The organism is Pseudomonas sp. BBP2017, assembly GCF_003024385.1.
Classification (GTDB): Bacteria; Pseudomonadota; Gammaproteobacteria; order Pseudomonadales; family Pseudomonadaceae; genus Aquipseudomonas.
This window is the reverse complement of the sequence record NZ_PVZN01000021.1, coordinates 57,481-74,812: the sequence shown is the minus strand read 5'-3', so window position 1 is coordinate 74,812 and position 17,332 is coordinate 57,481. Positions and strand designations below refer to the sequence as shown.

Below are 17,332 nucleotides of genomic sequence, written 5' to 3'. Positions count from 1 at the left end.
CTTACTGGGCGTTGAACGCCTGGCCGTTGACGCCAGTGCTGTCCGGGCCCATCAGGTACAGGTACACCGGCATGATCTGCTCGGGCAGCGGGTTGTTTTCCGGGTTTTCGCCCGGATAGGCCTGGGCGCGCATGCTGGTGCGGGTGGCGCCCGGGTTGATGCTGTTGGAGCGTACCGGCGCCACGCCTTCGAGTTCGTCGGCGAGGGTTTGCATCAGGCCTTCGGTGGCGAACTTCGACACCCCGTAAGCACCCCAGTAGGCTCGGCCTTTGCGCCCGACGCTGCTGGAGGTGAAGATCACCGACGCATCCTTGGACAGCTTGAGCAGCGGCAGCAGGGTGCTGGTGAGCATGAACATGGCATTGACGTTGATTTGCATCACGCGCATGAAGTTGTCGCCAGACAACTGCTCCAGTGGCGTGCGCGGGCCGATGATCGAAGCATTGTGCAGCAGGCCGTCGATGTGCCCGAACTCGCTTTCGATCATGGCTGCCAGTTCGTCGTACTGATGCGGCAGCGCCGTTTCCAGGTTGAACGGGATGACTGCAGGCTTGGGATGGCCGGCCGCTTCGATCTCGTCGTAGACCTGGCTCAGGTTGGCTTCGGTCTTGCCCAGCAGCAGCACGGTCGCGCCATGGGCGGCGTAGGCTTTGGCGGCTGCTGCGCCGATTCCGCGACCAGCGCCGGTGACCATGATGATCCGGCCTTTGAGCAGGTCGGGGCGGGCGGAGTAATCGAACATGGGGTTACCTCTTGAGTGTGTTGACTCATCGCGGGGCAAGCCCGCTCCCACCGTGATCCCTATGGGAGCGGGCTTGCCCCGCGATCCTTGTCGAAATCAGCAACCGCAAAGCGCGCTATCGAGCACCTTGCGCAGCTCCAGCGGATGATCGACCACCACATCCGCGCCCCAGTTGTTGGGGTTGTCATCCGGATGAATATAGCCATAGCGCACCGCTGCAGTGCGAGTACCGGCATCACGGCCAGACTCGATATCACGCAGGTCGTCACCGACGAACAGCACGCTGGCCGGATCCAGGTTCAAGGTCTTGCAGGCGAGGATCAGCGGCTCAGGGTCCGGCTTGCTGTTCTTCACATGATCCGGGCAGATCAGCAGTGCCGAGCGCTCGGCCAGGCCCAGCTGCTGCATGATCGGTTCGGCGAAGCGCACTGGCTTGTTGGTCACCACCCCCCACAGCAAGTTGCCTTTCTCGATATCGGCCAGCAGCTCGGCCATGCCGTCGTAGAGCTTGCTGTGCACCGCGCAGCCCTGCTGATAGCGCTCAAGGAACTCCAGGCGCAAGGCTTCGAATTCGGCGGCTTGAGGATCGAGATCGAAGGTGGTCGAAACCATCGCCTTGGCACCGCCGGACACCACGTCACGGATGCGCTGGTCGTCGATGGCGGGCAGGCCGCGCTCGGCGAGCATCGCCTGGCAGATGGCAATGAAGTCCGGCGCCGTGTCGAGCAGGGTGCCGTCCATGTCGAAAAGTACTGCTCTCAGGCGCATGTTCATTCCTCGCGCAGGGTCTGGATCATGTAGTTGACGTCGACGTCGTTGGCCAGCTTGTAGTGCTTGGTCAGCGGGTTGTAGGTCAGGCCGATGATGTCCTTGACGTTCAGGCCGGCCTCACGGCTCCAGGCGCCCAGCTCGGAAGGGCGGATGAACTTCTTGAAGTCGTGGGTGCCGCGCGGCAGCAGCTTCATGATGTATTCGGCGCCGATGATCGCGAACAGGTAAGCCTTGGGGTTGCGGTTGATGGTCGAGAAGAACACCTGGCCGCCCGGCTTGACCATGCGGTAGCAGGCGCGGATCACCGACGAGGGATCAGGCACGTGCTCGAGCATTTCCAGGCAGGTGACCACGTCGAACTGCTCGGGCATCTCTTCGGCCAGGGCTTCGGCGGTGATCTGCCGGTATTCGACCTCGACGCCGGATTCGAGCTGGTGCAACTGAGCCACGGCCAGCGGCGCTTCGCCCATGTCGATACCCATCACCGTGGCGCCGCGCTGGGCCATGGCTTCGCTGAGGATGCCGCCACCGCAGCCGACGTCGAGAACCTTCTTGCCGGCCAGCTTGACCCGTTCGTCGATCCAGTTGACCCGCAGCGGGTTGATGTCGTGCAGCGGCTTGAACTCGCTTTCGCGGTCCCACCAGCGGTGGGCCAGGGCTTCGAACTTGGCGATTTCGGCGTGGTCGACGTTGCTCATGGAACGGTCCTCTGAAACTTTGATTAAAGGTGTCACGGGCCGGCAGCCGCAGCTGCCAGCCGGTTATTCGCGGCGCTCGGCGATCCGCTGGCCCCAGGCGCAGGCGGTGGCATGCAGCGCCTGTTCGTCCATGCGGGTCAGGCGGCGCTCGTCGAGCAGTTGTTTGCCGGCGACCCAGACGTGCTTGACGCAGTCACGGCCGCTGGCATAGATCAGTTGTGAAACCGGGTCGTAAATCGGTTGCTGGGCCAGGCCGGAAAGGTCGAAGGCCACCAGGTCAGCGGCCTTGCCGCTTTCCAGCGAACCGGTCAGCGCATCCAGGCCCAGTGCCCGGGCACCGTTGAGGGTGGCCATGCGCAGTGCCCGGTGGGCATCCAGCGCGGCGGCCGAGCCTGCCACAGCCTTGGCCAGCAGGGCGGCGGTGCGGGTTTCGCCGAGCAGGTCGAGGTCGTTGTTACTGGCCGCGCCATCGGTACCCACCGCCACATTGACCCCGGCCTGCCACAAGCGTTCGACCGGGCAAAAGCCACTGGCCAGCTTGAGGTTGGACTCCGGGCAATGCACCACGCTGGTGTTGCTTTCTACCAGCAGCGCCAGGTCTTCGTCGCTGACCTGGGTCATGTGCACCGCCTGCAGGCGCGGCCCGAGCAGGCCCAGGCGGGCAATCCGGGCCAGTGGGCGCTCGCCGCGGGTTGCCAGCGATTGCTCCACCTCGAAGGCGGTTTCATGCAGGTGCATGTGAATCGGTGCGTCGAGTTCTTCGGCGATGACCCGGATCTTCTCCAGGTTCTCGTCACTCACCGTGTAGGGCGCATGCGGGCCCATGGCCACGGTGATGCGCGGGTGGTGACGCAGATCGCCGAACAGTTCGATGGCCAGGTGCAAGGCTTCTTCGGTACTGCGCGCGCCGGGGATCGGGAAATCCAGCAGCGGCACGGCGATTTGCGCGCGGATGCCGCTGTTGTGCACCCGTTCGCTGGCGATCTTGGGGAAGAAGTACATATCGGCAAAACAGGTGATGCCGCCTTTGATCTGCTCGGCAATGGCCAGGTCGGTGCCATCGCGTACGAAATCCTCATCGACCCAGCGACCTTCGGCGGGCCAGATGTGCTCTTCCAGCCAGGTCATCAGCGGCAGGTCGTCGGCCAGGCCGCGCAGCAGGGTCATGGCCGCGTGGCCGTGGGCGTTGATCAGCCCGGGGCTGAGCAGGCAACCTGGCAGCTCGCGGGTTTCGCTGGCGACCAGGCGCTCGGCTTCGGCCCTGGGGCCGATGAACACAATCTGCCCGTCGCGAATGCCCAGGCCATGATCCTTCAATACCACCCCGGCAGGTTCGACAGGCACCAGCCAATCAGGCAGGAGCAGCAGGTCGAGCGGCGTAGCGGGTTTGGGCATGGCGGGATTTCCCTGAGACACTTGGGCTGAGGGCGAAGTATACCCGAGCGTCTACGCCAGGGGCTCGCTATAATCGTACGCTTTTGATGGCTGAATGACGGGGTGAGGCATGCGCGATCAACTGCTGGCAGCGGAGAAGGTGAAAGCCATCGATTGGCGTGATGGCATCCTGTACCTGCTCGACCAGCGTGTTCTGCCGTTCGAGCAGACCTGGCAGGCCTGCACCGATGTCGCTGAAGTGGCCCAGGCCATTCGCTCGATGGTGGTGCGCGGTGCGCCAGCCATTGGCATCAGCGCCGCCTATGGCCTGGCCATGGCTGTACGTCAGCGCCTGGCCGCAGGCGACGACTGGGAAATGGCCCTGGAAGAGGACTTCGAGCTGCTGTTCAACTCCCGCCCGACCGGCGCCAACCTGTTCTGGGCGCTCAATCGCATGCGCGAACGCTTGTTGCGGATCAGGGCGGGCGATGATGTCGCGGCGATCATGGTCGCCGAAGCGGTGGCCATCCATGACAGTGATCGCGAGGCCAACCTGACCATGGCTCAGTTGGGCGTCGAGCTGATTCGCAAACACCAGGGCAACCAACAGGCCTTGCTGACCCACTGCAACACCGGCGCCCTGGCCACCGGCGGTTTCGGCACGGCCCTGGGGGTGATCCGCGCCGCCTATCTGGAGGGCATGGTCGAACGGGTCTACGTCGACGAAACCCGGCCATGGCTGCAGGGTTCGCGCCTGACCGCCTGGGAACTGGCCGAGGCAGGCATCCCGGTCACGGTCAACGCCGACGCTGCTGCTGCCCACCTGATGAAGACCAAAGGCATCACCTGGGTCATCGTCGGTGCGGATCGCGTCACTGCCAATGGCGACGTGATCAACAAGATCGGTACCTACCAACTGGCCGTCAATGCCATGCACCACGGTGTGCGCTTTATGGTGGTGGCGTCGAGTTCGAGCATCGATATGAATCTGGAAAGCGGCGAAGACATCCCGCTCGAAGAGCGTAGCGTCAGCGAGCTGCTAGAGGTCGACGGCAAGCCTTTGGGTGCCGGGGTCGAGGCGGTCAATCCGGCATTTGACGTGACGCCGGCCGACCTTATCGATGTGATCGTGACCGAGAAAGGCATCGTCGAACGGCCGGATACGGTGAAGATGGCGCAACTGATGTGTCGCAAGCGTTTGCATTGAGTGTTTCGGTGCGCTTGCGGCCTGCTGGAGCGGCTGGCGGGCGTTACTGACGAGCAGTAGGGTAGTAGTGCTGCAGCCCACTCCCACCGTCTGGGCGATTGTGGTAACATCCGACGGTTTCCAAGGTAGCCCTGTAGGGCTGTCTTTACTGCGCAGATCCATGGCTTAACTCGTTGATTTGTCGTAAGTCGTTGCAAGGAGTCACTTTGCAGCGGCGAGCTTCGTTCGTCCCATATGGATGTGACGAGGTTTCACCAGAAAAAGGAATCAGGCTTCTCATGGGCGAACTGGCCAAAGAAATCCTCCCGGTCAATATCGAAGACGAACTGAGACAGTCCTACCTCGACTACGCGATGAGCGTCATTGTCGGGCGTGCACTGCCCGATGCGCGTGATGGCTTGAAGCCCGTGCATCGCCGCGTTCTGTATGCGATGAGCGAACTGGGTAACGACTGGAACAAACCGTACAAGAAATCCGCCCGTGTGGTCGGTGACGTGATCGGTAAGTACCACCCCCACGGTGATACCGCGGTCTACGACACCATCGTCCGTATGGCCCAGCCGTTCTCGCTGCGTTACCTGCTGGTCGACGGCCAGGGCAACTTCGGTTCGGTGGACGGCGACAACGCCGCAGCCATGCGATACACCGAAGTGCGCATGACCAAGCTGGCCCATGAACTGCTGGCGGACCTGCACAAGGAAACCGTCGACTGGGTGCCCAACTACGACGGCACCGAGCTGATCCCGGCGGTCATGCCGACCAAGATCCCCAACCTGCTGGTCAACGGTTCCAGCGGTATCGCCGTGGGCATGGCGACCAACATTCCGCCGCACAACCTCGGTGAAGTCATCGACGGTTGCCTGGCACTGATCGATAACGCCGACATCACCGTCGATGAGCTGATGCAGTTCATCCCAGGTCCGGATTTCCCGACCGCCGCGATCATCAACGGCCGTCAGGGCATCATCGAGGCCTACCGCACCGGCCGTGGCCGCATCTATATGCGTGCGCGTTCCACCGTCGAAGACATCGACAAGGTCGGTGGCCGTCAGCAGATCGTCGTTACCGAACTGCCTTACCAGCTGAACAAGGCGCGCTTGATCGAGAAGATCGCCGAGCTGGTCAAGGAAAAGAAACTCGAAGGCATCACCGAACTGCGCGACGAGTCCGACAAGGACGGTATGCGTATCGTCATCGAGCTGCGTCGTGGCGAGGTACCTGAGGTCATCCTCAACAACCTCTACGCCCAGACCCAGCTGCAGGCGGTTTTCGGCATCAACATCGTCGCCCTGATCGACGGTCGCCCGCGGGTCCTGAACCTCAAGGACCTGCTCGAGGCGTTCGTTCGTCACCGTCGCGAAGTGGTTACCCGCCGTACCGTGTTCGAGCTGCGCAAGGCCCGTGAGCGTGGTCACATCCTTGAAGGCCAGGCGGTTGCCCTGTCCAACATCGACCCGGTCATCGCCCTGATCAAGGCGTCGCCGACCCCGTCGGAAGCCAAGGAAGCGCTGATCAGCACACCGTGGGAATCCAGCGCCGTGCAGGTCATGGTCGAGCGTGCCGGTGCCGACTCCTGCCGCCCGGAAAACCTCGACGAGCAGTACGGTCTGCGTGATGGCAAGTACTTCCTGTCGCCAGAGCAGGCCCAGGCCATTCTCGACCTGCGCCTGCACCGCCTGACCGGCCTGGAACACGAGAAACTGCTGGCCGAGTACCAGGAGATTCTCAAGCAGATCGGCGAGCTGATCCGCATCCTCAACAGCGCCGAGCGCCTGATGGAAGTGATCCGCGAAGAGCTGGAACTGATCCGTGCCGAATACGGCGACGTGCGCCGCACCGAAATCCTCGACGCGCGTCTGGACCTGACCCTGGGTGACATGATTCCGGAAGAAGACCGGGTTGTGACCATCTCCCACGGCGGCTACGCCAAGACCCAGCCGCTGGCCGCCTATCAGGCCCAGCGTCGCGGCGGTAAAGGCAAGTCGGCCACCGGCGTCAAGGACGAGGACTACATCTCGCACCTGCTGGTCGCCAACAGCCACACCACGCTGCTGCTGTTCTCCAGCAAGGGCAAGGTGTACTGGCTCAAGACCTACGAAATTCCCGAAGCCTCGCGTGCCGCGCGCGGTCGACCGCTGGTCAACCTGCTGCCGCTGGACGAAGGCGAGTACATCTCGACCATGTTGCCGGTCGAGGAGTACACCGAAGGTCACTTCATCTTCATGGCCACCGCCAACGGTACCGTGAAGAAGACCCCGCTGGAGTCCTTCAGCCGTCAGCGTAGCGTCGGTCTGATCGCCCTGGAGCTGGACGAAGGCGACGTGCTGATTTCCGCGGCCATCACCGATGGCGAGCGTGAGGTCATGCTGTTCTCCGACGCCGGCAAGGTCACCCGTTTCAAAGAGTCCGACGTGCGCGCCATGGGCCGTACCGCTCGCGGTGTGCGCGGCATGCGTCTGGCCGAAGGGCAGAAGCTGATCTCGATGATCATTCCGGAGGAGGGCAGCCAGATTCTCACCGCCTCCGAGCGTGGTTATGGCAAGCGCACCGAAATCGGCGAGTTCCCTGAGTACAAGCGTGGCGGTCAGGGCGTTATCGCCATGGTCAGCAACGAGCGTAACGGTCGCCTGGTTGGTGCCGTGCAGGTGCAGGACGGCGAGGAAATCATGCTGATTTCCGACCAGGGCACCCTGGTCCGTACCCGCGTCGGCGAGGTCTCCAGCCTGGGTCGTAACACCCAGGGCGTGACCCTGATCAAACTGGCCAGCGACGAGACCCTGGTGGGTCTTGAGCGTGTCCAGGAGCCGTCCGAAGAGGAAGGCGACGAGGACTACGAGGTCGATGCTGACGCCGTTGAATCACCAGAGGCCGAGGCCGCTGGCGACGAAGAGGCGCCGCAGGAATAATCAACGCAGTAGCGTAACCCTGGTGGGGTGGTCGTTGCGGTGCAGTCTCTGCGCCACAACGGCCGGCTCCACGGACATCATGAGCAGAGCGAGAGTGGATGTGAGCAAACGAGCCTTTAACTTCTGCGCAGGCCCTGCTGCGCTTCCCGACGCTGTCCTGCAGCGCGCCCAGGCCGAAATGCTGGACTGGAATGGCAAGGGTCTGTCCGTGATGGAGATGAGTCACCGTAGCGACGACTACGTGGCCATTGCCGAGAAGGCCGAGCAGGATCTGCGCGACCTGATGTCCATTCCCGCCAACTACAAGGTGCTCTTCCTGCAGGGTGGTGCGAGCCAGCAGTTCGCCGAAATTCCGCTGAATCTGCTGCCTGAGCATGGCACTGCCGACTATATCGAAACCGGTATCTGGTCGAAGAAAGCCATTGAAGAAGCCCGTCGCTTCGGCAACATCAACGTTGCTGCCAGCGCCAAGTCCTCCGATTACCTGAGCATTCCTGGTCAGAACGAGTGGAACCTGACGCCAGGCGCCGCTTATCTGCACTACGCCTCGAACGAGACCATCGGTGGTCTGCAGTTCGACTGGGTGCCGCAGACCGGTGAGGTGCCGCTGGTGGTCGACATGTCTTCGGACATTCTTTCGCGTCCGGTCGATGTCTGCGACTTCGGCCTGATCTATGCCGGCGCCCAGAAAAACATCGGCCCGAGCGGCCTGGTGGTGGTGATCGTGCGTGAAGACCTGATCGGTCGTGCCCGCAGCAGCTGCCCGACCATGCTCGACTACAAGGTCGCGGCCGACAATGGCTCGATGTACAACACCCCGGCTACCTATTCCTGGTACCTCTCGGGCCTGGTCTTCGAGTGGCTCAAGGAGCAGGGCGGTGTTGCCGCCATGGAACAACGCAACCGGGCCAAGAAAGAGCGCCTGTACGGCTTCATCGACAGCAGCGACTTCTACAGCAACCCGATCAGCATCAATGCCCGTTCGTGGATGAACGTGCCGTTCCGTCTGGCCGATGAGCGCCTGGACAAGGCCTTCCTCGCCGGTGCCGACGCCCGTGGCCTGCTCAACCTCAAGGGTCACCGTTCGGTGGGCGGCATGCGTGCCTCGATCTACAACGCCCTGGGCCTGGACGCCGTCGAAGCGCTGGTGGCCTACATGGCGGAATTCGAGAAGGAGCACGGCTGATGTCGGAGCAGGAACTCAAGGCGCTGCGGGTGCGCATTGACAGCCTCGACGAGAAAATCCTCGAGCTGATCAGTGACCGTGCCCGCTGCGCGCAGGAAGTGGCGCGGGTGAAGATGGCGGCCTTGCCTGCCGGTGAAGAGCCGATCTTCTACCGCCCTGAGCGTGAGGCGCAGGTGCTCAAGCGCGTGATGCAGCGCAACCAGGGGCCACTGGGCAACGAAGAAATGGCCCGCCTGTTCCGCGAAATCATGTCCTCCTGCCTGGCCCTTGAGCAGCCGCTCAAGGTGGCCTACCTGGGCCCTGAGGGTACCTTTACCCAGGCGGCGGCGATGAAGCACTTTGGTCACGCCGTGATCAGCAAGCCGATGGCGGCCATCGATGAAGTGTTCCGCGAGGTGGCGGCCGGTGCCGTCAACTTCGGCGTGGTGCCGGTGGAAAACTCCACCGAAGGTGCGGTCAACCACACCCTCGACAGCTTCCTCGAACACGACATGGTCATCTGTGGCGAAGTCGAGTTGCGCATTCACCACCACCTGCTGGTCGGTGAAAACACCAAGACCGACAGCATCAGCCGCATTTACTCCCATGCGCAATCTCTGGCCCAGTGCCGCAAGTGGCTGGATGCCCACTACCCGAACGTCGAGCGCGTGGCGGTGTCGAGCAACGCCGAGGCGGCCAAGCGGGTCAAGGGTGAGTGGAACTCGGCGGCCATCGCCGGCGACATGGCCGCAGGGCTGTATGGCCTGACGCGTCTGGCCGAGAAGATCGAAGACCGTCCGGACAACTCCACGCGCTTCCTGATGATCGGTAACCAGGAAGTGCCACCGACCGGCGACGACAAGACCTCGATCATCGTTTCCATGAGCAACAAGCCGGGTGCCTTGCACGAGCTGCTGGTGCCGTTCCACGAGAACGGTATCGACCTGACGCGTATCGAGACCCGTCCGTCGCGCAGTGGCAAATGGACCTACGTGTTCTTCATCGACTTCATCGGTCACCACCGCGATCCGCTGATCAAGGCCGTGCTCGAGAAGATCAGCCAGGAAGCCGTGGCCCTCAAGGTATTGGGTTCCTATCCCAAAGCGGTACTCTGAGATAATGAGTGGCGTGCATGCAGATTTGAACAGGGTCCTGCTCCGTGGTTGAAGTCGTGGTAAACAAGGTTGAGCCGCTGATCGGCCGGCTAGTGGTGGTCGGTCTCGGGCTGATTGGCGGTTCGTTCGCCAAGGGGCTGCGTGAAAGCGGCCTGTGCCGCGAAGTGGTCGGTGTCGACCTGGATCCACAGTCGCGCAAGCTGGCGGTGGAGCTGGGGGTGGTCGACCGCTGCGAAGAGGACCTGGCCGCTGCCTGCGTTGGCGCTGATGTCATTCAACTGGCTGTGCCGATTCTGGCCATGGAAAAGCTCCTGGCACGCCTGGCGCAACTTGACCTCGGGCGTGCGGTGCTCACCGATGTCGGCAGCGCCAAGGGCAATGTCGTGCGCGCTGCGCGTGAGGCGTTTGCCGAACAGTTGGCGTACTTCGTGCCCGGGCACCCGATTGCCGGTTCCGAGCAGAGTGGGGTGGAAGCCTCTAATGCCGCCCTGTTCCGCCGTCATAAAGTCATCCTCACGCCATTGGCCGAAACCGACCCAGAGGCGCTGGCGTTGGTCGATCGGCTCTGGCGTGCGCTGGAGGCCGATGTCGAGCACATGCAGGTCGAGCGCCATGACGAAGTCCTGGCGGCGACCAGTCACCTGCCGCACCTGCTGGCCTTTGGCCTGGTCGATTCCCTGGCCAAACGCAATGAAAACCTGGATATCTTCCGTTACGCTGCCGGAGGTTTCCGCGATTTCACGAGAATCGCCGGAAGCGACCCGGTCATGTGGCACGACATATTTCTCGCCAACCGCGAAGCTGTTCTGCGCACACTCGATACATTTCGCAGCGACCTCGACGCCTTGCGCGACGCGGTCGATGCAGGGGATGGGCATCAATTGCTGGGCGTCTTCACGCGCGCCCGGGTTGCCCGCGAGCATTTCAGTAAAATCCTGGCCCGCCGGGCCTATGTGGACGCTATGAACTCCAACGACCTGATTTTCCTGGCAAATCCTGGTGGCCAACTGTCTGGCCGAATTCGCGTACCAGGCGACAAATCGATTTCCCATCGCTCGATCATGCTGGGTTCCCTGGCCGAAGGCACCACTGAAGTCGAAGGCTTCCTTGAGGGTGAAGACGCGCTGGCGACCCTGCAGGCCTTCCGCGACATGGGTGTGGTCATCGAAGGCCCGCACCATGGTCGGGTGACCATTCATGGTGTTGGCCTCAATGGCCTGCAGCCGCCACCGGGCCCGATCTACCTGGGCAACTCCGGAACCTCCATGCGTCTGTTGTCCGGCCTGCTCGCTGCGCAGCCGTTCGACACCGTATTGACCGGCGATGCCTCGCTGTCCAAGCGGCCGATGAACCGTGTCGCCAACCCGCTGCGGGAAATGGGTGCAGTGATCGAGACCGCCGCTGAAGGCCGTCCACCGATGACCATTCGTGGTGGCCACAAGCTCAAGGCGCTGACCTACACCCTGCCAATGGCCAGTGCCCAGGTGAAATCCTGCCTGCTGCTGGCCGGCCTGTATGCCGAAGGCAAGACCACGGTCACCGAGCCGGCGCCAACCCGTGACCATACCGAGCGTATGCTGCGTGGTTTCGGCTACAGCGTTAACGTTGACGGCCCGACCGCCTCCCTGGAGTCGGGTGGCAAACTGACCGCGACTCACATCGAAGTGCCAGCCGACATCTCCTCGGCGGCGTTCTTCCTGGTGGCCGCCTCGATTGCCGAGGGTTCGGAGCTGGTGCTCGAGCATGTCGGGATCAACCCGACCCGCACTGGTGTGATCGATATCCTCAAGCTGATGGGCGGCGACATCACCCTGGAAAACCAGCGTGAAGTCGGTGGTGAGCCGGTAGCGGACCTGCGTGTGCGTGGCACCAAACTCAAGGGTATCGAGATCCCTGAGCACCTGGTGCCATTGGCGATCGACGAGTTCCCGGTGCTGTTCGTCGCCGCGGCCTGTGCCGAAGGCCGTACCGTACTGCGTGGCGCCGAAGAGCTGCGGGTCAAGGAATCCGACCGCATCCAGGTCATGGCTGATGGCCTGCTGACCCTGGGTGTGAAATGCGAGCCGACCCCGGACGGCATCATCATCGACGGCGGCCCGATCGGCGGCGGTGAAGTGCACGGGCATGGTGACCATCGTATTGCCATGGCATTCAGCGTCGCTTCGCTGCGCGCCTCGGCACCGATCCGTATCCACGATTGCGCCAACGTCGCCACTTCTTTCCCGAACTTCCTCGCCCTGTGCGCCGAAGTCGGGATTCGTGTTGCCGAAGAGGGCAAGTCGTGAACATGAATGCGCCGGTCATCACCATCGACGGCCCAAGCGGTTCGGGTAAAGGCACCGTTGCTGGCATCCTGGCCCGTGAGCTGGGCTGGAAGCTGCTGGATTCGGGCGCGTTGTATCGCCTGCTGGCCTTTGCCGCCAGCAACCATGGCGTCGACCTGACCAACGAAGAGCTGCTGGTCAAGCTGGCTGCGCACCTGGATGTGCAGTTCATCGCCGCCGAGGCGGGCAAGCTGCAGCAGACTATTCTTGAAGGTGAGGATGTCAGTAATGTCATTCGTACCGAGACGGTAGGTGCCGGGGCTTCCATGGTCGCTTCGCTGCCTGCGGTGCGTGATGCGTTGCTGCAGCGTCAGCGGGCGTTTCAGGAAGCGCCGGGGCTGATTGCCGACGGTCGCGACATGGGTACAGTGGTGTTCCCCGAAGCGCCCTTGAAGGTTTTTCTGACCGCCAGCGCCGAGGAACGGGCGCGTCGCCGTTACTTGCAGTTGAAGGCGAAAGGCGAAGATGTTAGTCTGTCGAGTCTGCTAGATGAGATTCGTGCGCGTGATGAGCGCGACACCCAGCGCGCAGTGGCCCCGCTCAAGCCGGCGGCCGATGCGATTCAGCTGGATTCCACGGAGTTGTCCATCGAGCAGGTGTTGGAACGCATCAAGAGCGAGCTCGCCCTGCGCGATCTCGCCTGATGACCAGGGAAGCAGGCAGGGGCACCAGTCAACGTCCTGCCCGCTTTCCTTTATATGAACGAAACCCACATTGTCTGGAATGTGGCTGATGGGCGTATGTTTCGCCCTTATTTACAGGAATTAAAATGAGCGAAAGCTTTGCAGAACTCTTTGAAGAAAGCCTGAAAACCCTCAATCTTCAGCCGGGTGCGATCATCACCGGTATCGTTGTCGACATCGACGGCGACTGGGTTACCGTACACGCTGGCCTGAAGTCCGAGGGCGTCATCCCGCTCGAGCAGTTCTACAACGAAGCTGGCGAGCTGACCATCAAGGTCGGTGACGAAGTTCACGTTGCGCTGGACGCGGTCGAAGACGGCTTTGGCGAAACCAAACTGTCCCGTGAAAAAGCCAAGCGCGCCGAGTGCTGGATTGTTCTGGAAGCAGCTTTCGCCGCCGAAGAAGTGGTCAAGGGCGTTATCAACGGTAAGGTTAAAGGCGGCTTCACTGTCGACGTTAACGGTATCCGTGCGTTCCTGCCGGGCTCCCTGGTTGATGTCCGCCCAGTGCGCGACACCACCCACCTGGAAGGCAAAGAGCTGGAATTCAAGGTCATCAAGCTGGACCAGAAGCGCAACAACGTTGTCGTTTCCCGTCGCAGCGTCCTGGAAGCCGAAAACAGCGCCGAGCGCGAAGCTCTGCTGGAATCGCTGCAGGAAGGCCAGCAGGTCAAAGGTATCGTCAAGAACCTCACCGACTACGGCGCATTCGTTGACCTGGGCGGCGTTGATGGCTTGCTGCACATCACCGACATGGCCTGGAAGCGTATCAAGCACCCATCGGAAATCGTCAACGTTGGCGACGAGATCGATGTCAAGGTTCTGAAGTACGATCGCGAGCGTAACCGTGTATCCCTGGGCCTGAAGCAACTGGGTGAAGATCCATGGGTTGCTATCAAAGCCCGTTACCCAGAAAGCACCCGCGTCATGGCGCGTGTTACCAACCTGACCGACTACGGCTGCTTCGCTGAGCTGGAAGAAGGCGTTGAAGGCCTGGTACACGTTTCCGAAATGGACTGGACCAACAAGAACATCCACCCTTCGAAAGTCGTACAAGTCGGCGACGAAGTGGAAGTCATGGTTCTGGACATCGACGAAGAGCGTCGTCGTATCTCCCTGGGCATCAAGCAGTGCAAGTCCAACCCATGGGAAGACTTCTCTGGCCAGTTCAACAAGGGCGACAAGATCTCCGGCACCATCAAGTCGATCACCGATTTCGGTATCTTCATTGGTCTGGACGGCGGCATCGACGGTCTGGTTCACCTGTCCGACATCTCCTGGAACGAAGTGGGCGAAGAAGCCGTACGTCGCTTCAAGAAGGGCGACGAGCTGGACACCGTGATCCTGTCGGTTGATCCAGAGCGTGAGCGTATCTCCCTGGGTATCAAGCAGCTGGAAGACGATCCGTTCTCCAACTACGTTGCTGTCAACGACAAAGGCGCTATCGTCAAAGGTATCGTTAAAGAAGTTGACGCCAAGGGCGCTATCATCACCCTGGCCGACGACATCGAAGCCACTCTGAAAGCTTCCGAAATCAGCCGTGACCGCGTTGAAGACGCGCGTAACGTCCTGAAGGAAGGCGAAGAGATCGAAGCCAAGATCATCAGCGTTGACCGCAAGAGCCGCGTGATCAGCCTCTCCATCAAGTCGAAAGACGACGCTGAAGAGAAAGAAGCCATCCAGAGCCTGAAAGAAACTGCTCCGGAAGCTGCTGATACCACCATGGCCGCGCTGCTGCGTCAGGCAATGGCCAAACAGAACTAAGTTCTGCTTGGATCAAAAAAAGGGCGACTTCGGTCGCCCTTTTTTGTGCCTGCGATTTAGCCTGTCCCGGGTTGCGTTTAGCGCTGTAACCCTTGTGCTGGCAGGCTTTGGCAAAGCTACAGGCAAAGTGCCATGATTTTCCCAAGAAGGGGGTGATACAAGAATCCACGATTAAGTCAATAACCGCCCTGTTCAAAATCCTCAGGTCATGCTAAAAACAATGAAGCAATGATCTAGCTGCTTGATAAAGAAGGGAAAAATATGACGAAGTCGGAGCTGATCGAACGTATTGTCACCCATCAAGGGCTGCTCTCATCCAAGGATGTCGAGCTGGCCATCAAGACCATGCTTGAACAGATGTCTCAGTGCCTGGCGACTGGGGATCGCATCGAGATTCGTGGCTTTGGCAGCTTTTCCTTGCACTACCGTGCACCGCGGGTGGGGCGCAACCCCAAGACCGGCCAGTCGGTCAGTCTCGATGGCAAGTTCGTGCCGCATTTCAAGCCGGGTAAAGAGCTGCGCGACCGCGTCAATGAAGATGAGCAGCATGAACATGCCGGCTAATCATCGCCAGGGAGCGAGTCATGCGTAATCTCAAGCGCGCCTTAGCGTTGCTGTTCATTCTGGCATTGGCGACGCTGGTGCTGTTTTTCGTGCTGGAAAACCAGCAAGCCGTTGCCTTGGTCATGTTCGGCTGGTCGGCGCCAGCGATGCCAGTGGCGGTGCCAGTACTGGCTGCCTTGCTGCTGGGCCTGGCGATCGGTCCATTGCTGGCGACCTATGGCGTACTGCGCAGCAAGCGCCGTGTGCGGACTGCGCCTTGAGCGGACTTCCTGCTCAGGGGGAGTTCTCTTACAGGTTGCCGCGATTTCGCCTAATGAGGTTCTTAGGAGAGGGGTGGAAGATAGCGCCACTCTTCGTCAGCCTGGAGCATACCTCTCATGACGCGCTATCCCTTTCTCTCGCATCATGGTGCCACCCGCGGTGTCACCGGCTCCTGCCACCAGCTTCATCTTGACGACTACAGCAGCCTGTTGGTCGATTGCGGCCTGGAGCAGGGGGTGGATGCACCATCGCAGGTCGATGGGCAGCATGTAGCGTTTGACGTCCAGGGCATAGCGGCGCTGATCGTCACCCATGTTCATCTCGATCACGTCGGCCGCATCCCGGCACTGCTGGCCGCAGGCTTTCGCGGCCCGATCCTCTGCAGCGAGCCTTCCGCACGCTTGCTACCATTGGTGTTGGAAGATGCCTACAGGCTCGGCATCAGCAGCGAGCCGGCCCAGGTAGCCCGCTACATCGAACATATCCAGCAGCTCATCGTGCCCTTGGCCTTCGGGCAGTGGCATTCGCTCGTCGAGCGCGAAACCGTCAAATGCCGAATCCGCCTGCAGCGCGCCGGCCACCTGCTGGGCTCGGCTTATGTCGAGTGCGACGTCGAGGATATCGGGAGCGGTAGCGACACCCGCATCGTCTTCTCCGGTGATCTGGGGGCGCCTTGCAATCCGTTGCTGCGCAGCGTGCAGCCACCCGAACGCGCCGACATCCTGGTGCTGGAAAGCACCTACGGCGACCGCCTGCATGCTGATCGCAGCCAGCGTCAACAGCGGCTTGAAGCGGCTATTGATCGGGCCCTTGCCGATCAAGGCACTATCATGATCCCGGCGTTCAGCTTGGGTCGCACCCAGGAGTTGCTCTACGAGATAGAAGACATCCTCTATCGCAAGGCGCTATTAAAGGAAGAGGAGGGTAGCCCCGAAGTCGATCCGCTCCAGGCTATAGACTGGTCGCAGCTGCCGATCATTCTCGACTCGCCATTGGCCCATCGCATCACCCAGGCCTACCGCGACCTGCGCGAGTATTGGAATGACGAAGCCAGGCAGCGTCTGAGTCAGGGGCGAGCGCCGTTGGGGTTTCGCCAGCTCATCAGCATCGACACCCACGCCAGGCACCAGCAGGTGGTCAATTACCTCAAGAGCACGGGTCGCCCGGCTATTGTCATTGCCGGTAACGGCATGTGCTCGGGTGGTCGTATCGTCAACTATCTCAAAGCCATGCTGGGCGACCCGCGGCATGAGGTGGTGTTTGTCGGGCATCAGGTAAAAGGCACTCCCGGGGCTGTGATCCAGGCGACGCAGGGGGCGGGAGGTTTCGTCAAGATCGACCTGGATGCGCAGATGTATGAAGTGCGCGCGAAGGTCATCACCTTGGAAGGCTATTCCGGGCATGCGGATCAGGTGGGGTTGGTGGGGTTTGCGCTGGGTATGGGGCAGCCGCCTGGTGAGGTGGTATTGGTGCATGGTGAGGAGGCGGCGAAGAGGGGCTTGGCTGTGGCGCTGCAGCGGCGTTATGCCCAAGAGGGATTGGAGGTGAAGGTGACGATTCCAGGGGGTGGTTGACCGTTTGGCGGCGAGCAGGTTGCCGGTCGATTGTGATGGAACTTATTGCGCTTTCAGGTGCTCTACTGCAAATTAAAGATTGAGGCTCAGAGTGCCGATGAAGTAAGGGGTATGTCTCGTAAGCATGTTGGCCAAATGCCGCTACTCTTCAGGGAGAGAAGCGACAAAACCGCCTGGCTCTGGGC

Annotated in this window: 14 protein-coding genes; 10 read left to right on the top strand and 4 right to left on the bottom strand. The window is 61.4% G+C overall.

Annotation, left to right across the window (positions count from 1 at the left end; translation table 11 throughout):
* Position 1 precedes the first annotated feature (1 nt).
* The 4 genes from C6382_RS21390 to C6382_RS21375 form a co-directional block, all read right to left on the bottom strand.
* Positions 2-742 carry a YciK family oxidoreductase gene (locus tag C6382_RS21390; RefSeq protein WP_107026314.1) on the bottom strand — a complete coding sequence of 247 codons (741 nt, stop codon included), beginning with the start codon at positions 740-742 and terminating at the stop codon, positions 2-4.
* 96 nt (positions 743-838) lie between these two features.
* The gene (gene mupP / locus C6382_RS21385) at positions 839-1,510 is read right to left on the bottom strand and encodes an N-acetylmuramic acid 6-phosphate phosphatase MupP (RefSeq protein WP_107026313.1); all 672 of its coding nucleotides are present in this window, start codon (positions 1,508-1,510) and stop codon (positions 839-841) included.
* 2 nt (positions 1,511-1,512) lie between these two features.
* Positions 1,513-2,211, bottom strand: coding sequence for a bifunctional 2-polyprenyl-6-hydroxyphenol methylase/3-demethylubiquinol 3-O-methyltransferase UbiG (gene ubiG, locus C6382_RS21380; RefSeq protein ID WP_107026312.1), 699 nt, complete (start codon positions 2,209-2,211; stop codon positions 1,513-1,515).
* Positions 2,212-2,274: 63 nt separating this feature from the next.
* Positions 2,275-3,606 (bottom strand): TRZ/ATZ family hydrolase, encoded by a 1,332-nt coding sequence (locus tag C6382_RS21375; protein WP_107026311.1) that lies wholly within the window; start codon positions 3,604-3,606, stop codon positions 2,275-2,277.
* Between the two features lie 109 nt (positions 3,607-3,715).
* Here C6382_RS21375 and mtnA point away from each other — a divergent pair, with 109 nt between their 5' ends.
* From mtnA to C6382_RS21325, 10 genes are all read left to right on the top strand, one after another.
* Positions 3,716-4,792, top strand: a complete 1,077-nt coding sequence (gene mtnA / locus C6382_RS21370; RefSeq protein WP_107026310.1) for an S-methyl-5-thioribose-1-phosphate isomerase — start codon at positions 3,716-3,718, stop codon at positions 4,790-4,792.
* A 278-nt stretch (positions 4,793-5,070) separates the two neighbouring features.
* Positions 5,071-7,698 (top strand): DNA gyrase subunit A, encoded by a 2,628-nt coding sequence (gene gyrA, locus C6382_RS21365; protein ID WP_107026309.1) that lies wholly within the window; start codon positions 5,071-5,073, stop codon positions 7,696-7,698.
* Positions 7,699-7,798: 100 nt separating this feature from the next.
* Positions 7,799-8,884 carry a 3-phosphoserine/phosphohydroxythreonine transaminase gene (gene serC / locus C6382_RS21360; protein ID WP_107026326.1) on the top strand — a complete coding sequence of 362 codons (1,086 nt, stop codon included), beginning with the start codon at positions 7,799-7,801 and terminating at the stop codon, positions 8,882-8,884.
* The gene (pheA, locus tag C6382_RS21355) at positions 8,884-9,978 is read left to right on the top strand and encodes a prephenate dehydratase (protein WP_107026308.1); all 1,095 of its coding nucleotides are present in this window, start codon (positions 8,884-8,886) and stop codon (positions 9,976-9,978) included. The genes serC and pheA overlap by 1 nt, the downstream gene beginning before the upstream one ends.
* Positions 9,979-10,055: 77 nt before the next feature.
* The gene (locus C6382_RS21350; RefSeq protein ID WP_256589170.1) at positions 10,056-12,263 is read left to right on the top strand and encodes a bifunctional prephenate dehydrogenase/3-phosphoshikimate 1-carboxyvinyltransferase; all 2,208 of its coding nucleotides are present in this window, start codon (positions 10,056-10,058) and stop codon (positions 12,261-12,263) included.
* Positions 12,264-12,265: 2 nt separating this feature from the next.
* Positions 12,266-12,946, top strand: coding sequence for a (d)CMP kinase (cmk, locus tag C6382_RS21345; RefSeq protein WP_371919645.1), 681 nt, complete (start codon positions 12,266-12,268; stop codon positions 12,944-12,946).
* Positions 12,947-13,071: 125 nt separating this feature from the next.
* On the top strand, positions 13,072-14,748 hold the full coding sequence (gene rpsA, locus C6382_RS21340; RefSeq protein ID WP_038608311.1) for a 30S ribosomal protein S1: 1,677 nt from the start codon (positions 13,072-13,074) through the stop codon (positions 14,746-14,748).
* 261 nt (positions 14,749-15,009) lie between these two features.
* Positions 15,010-15,312, top strand: coding sequence for an integration host factor subunit beta (ihfB, locus tag C6382_RS21335; protein ID WP_107026305.1), 303 nt, complete (start codon positions 15,010-15,012; stop codon positions 15,310-15,312).
* A 20-nt stretch (positions 15,313-15,332) separates the two neighbouring features.
* Positions 15,333-15,572 carry a lipopolysaccharide assembly protein LapA domain-containing protein gene (locus C6382_RS21330; protein WP_107026304.1) on the top strand — a complete coding sequence of 80 codons (240 nt, stop codon included), beginning with the start codon at positions 15,333-15,335 and terminating at the stop codon, positions 15,570-15,572.
* Positions 15,573-15,689: 117 nt separating this feature from the next.
* Positions 15,690-17,147: an MBL fold metallo-hydrolase RNA specificity domain-containing protein gene (locus tag C6382_RS21325; RefSeq protein ID WP_107026303.1), complete on the top strand. Its 1,458-nt coding sequence runs from the start codon at positions 15,690-15,692 to the stop codon at positions 17,145-17,147.
* Positions 17,148-17,332: the final 185 nt, after the last annotated feature.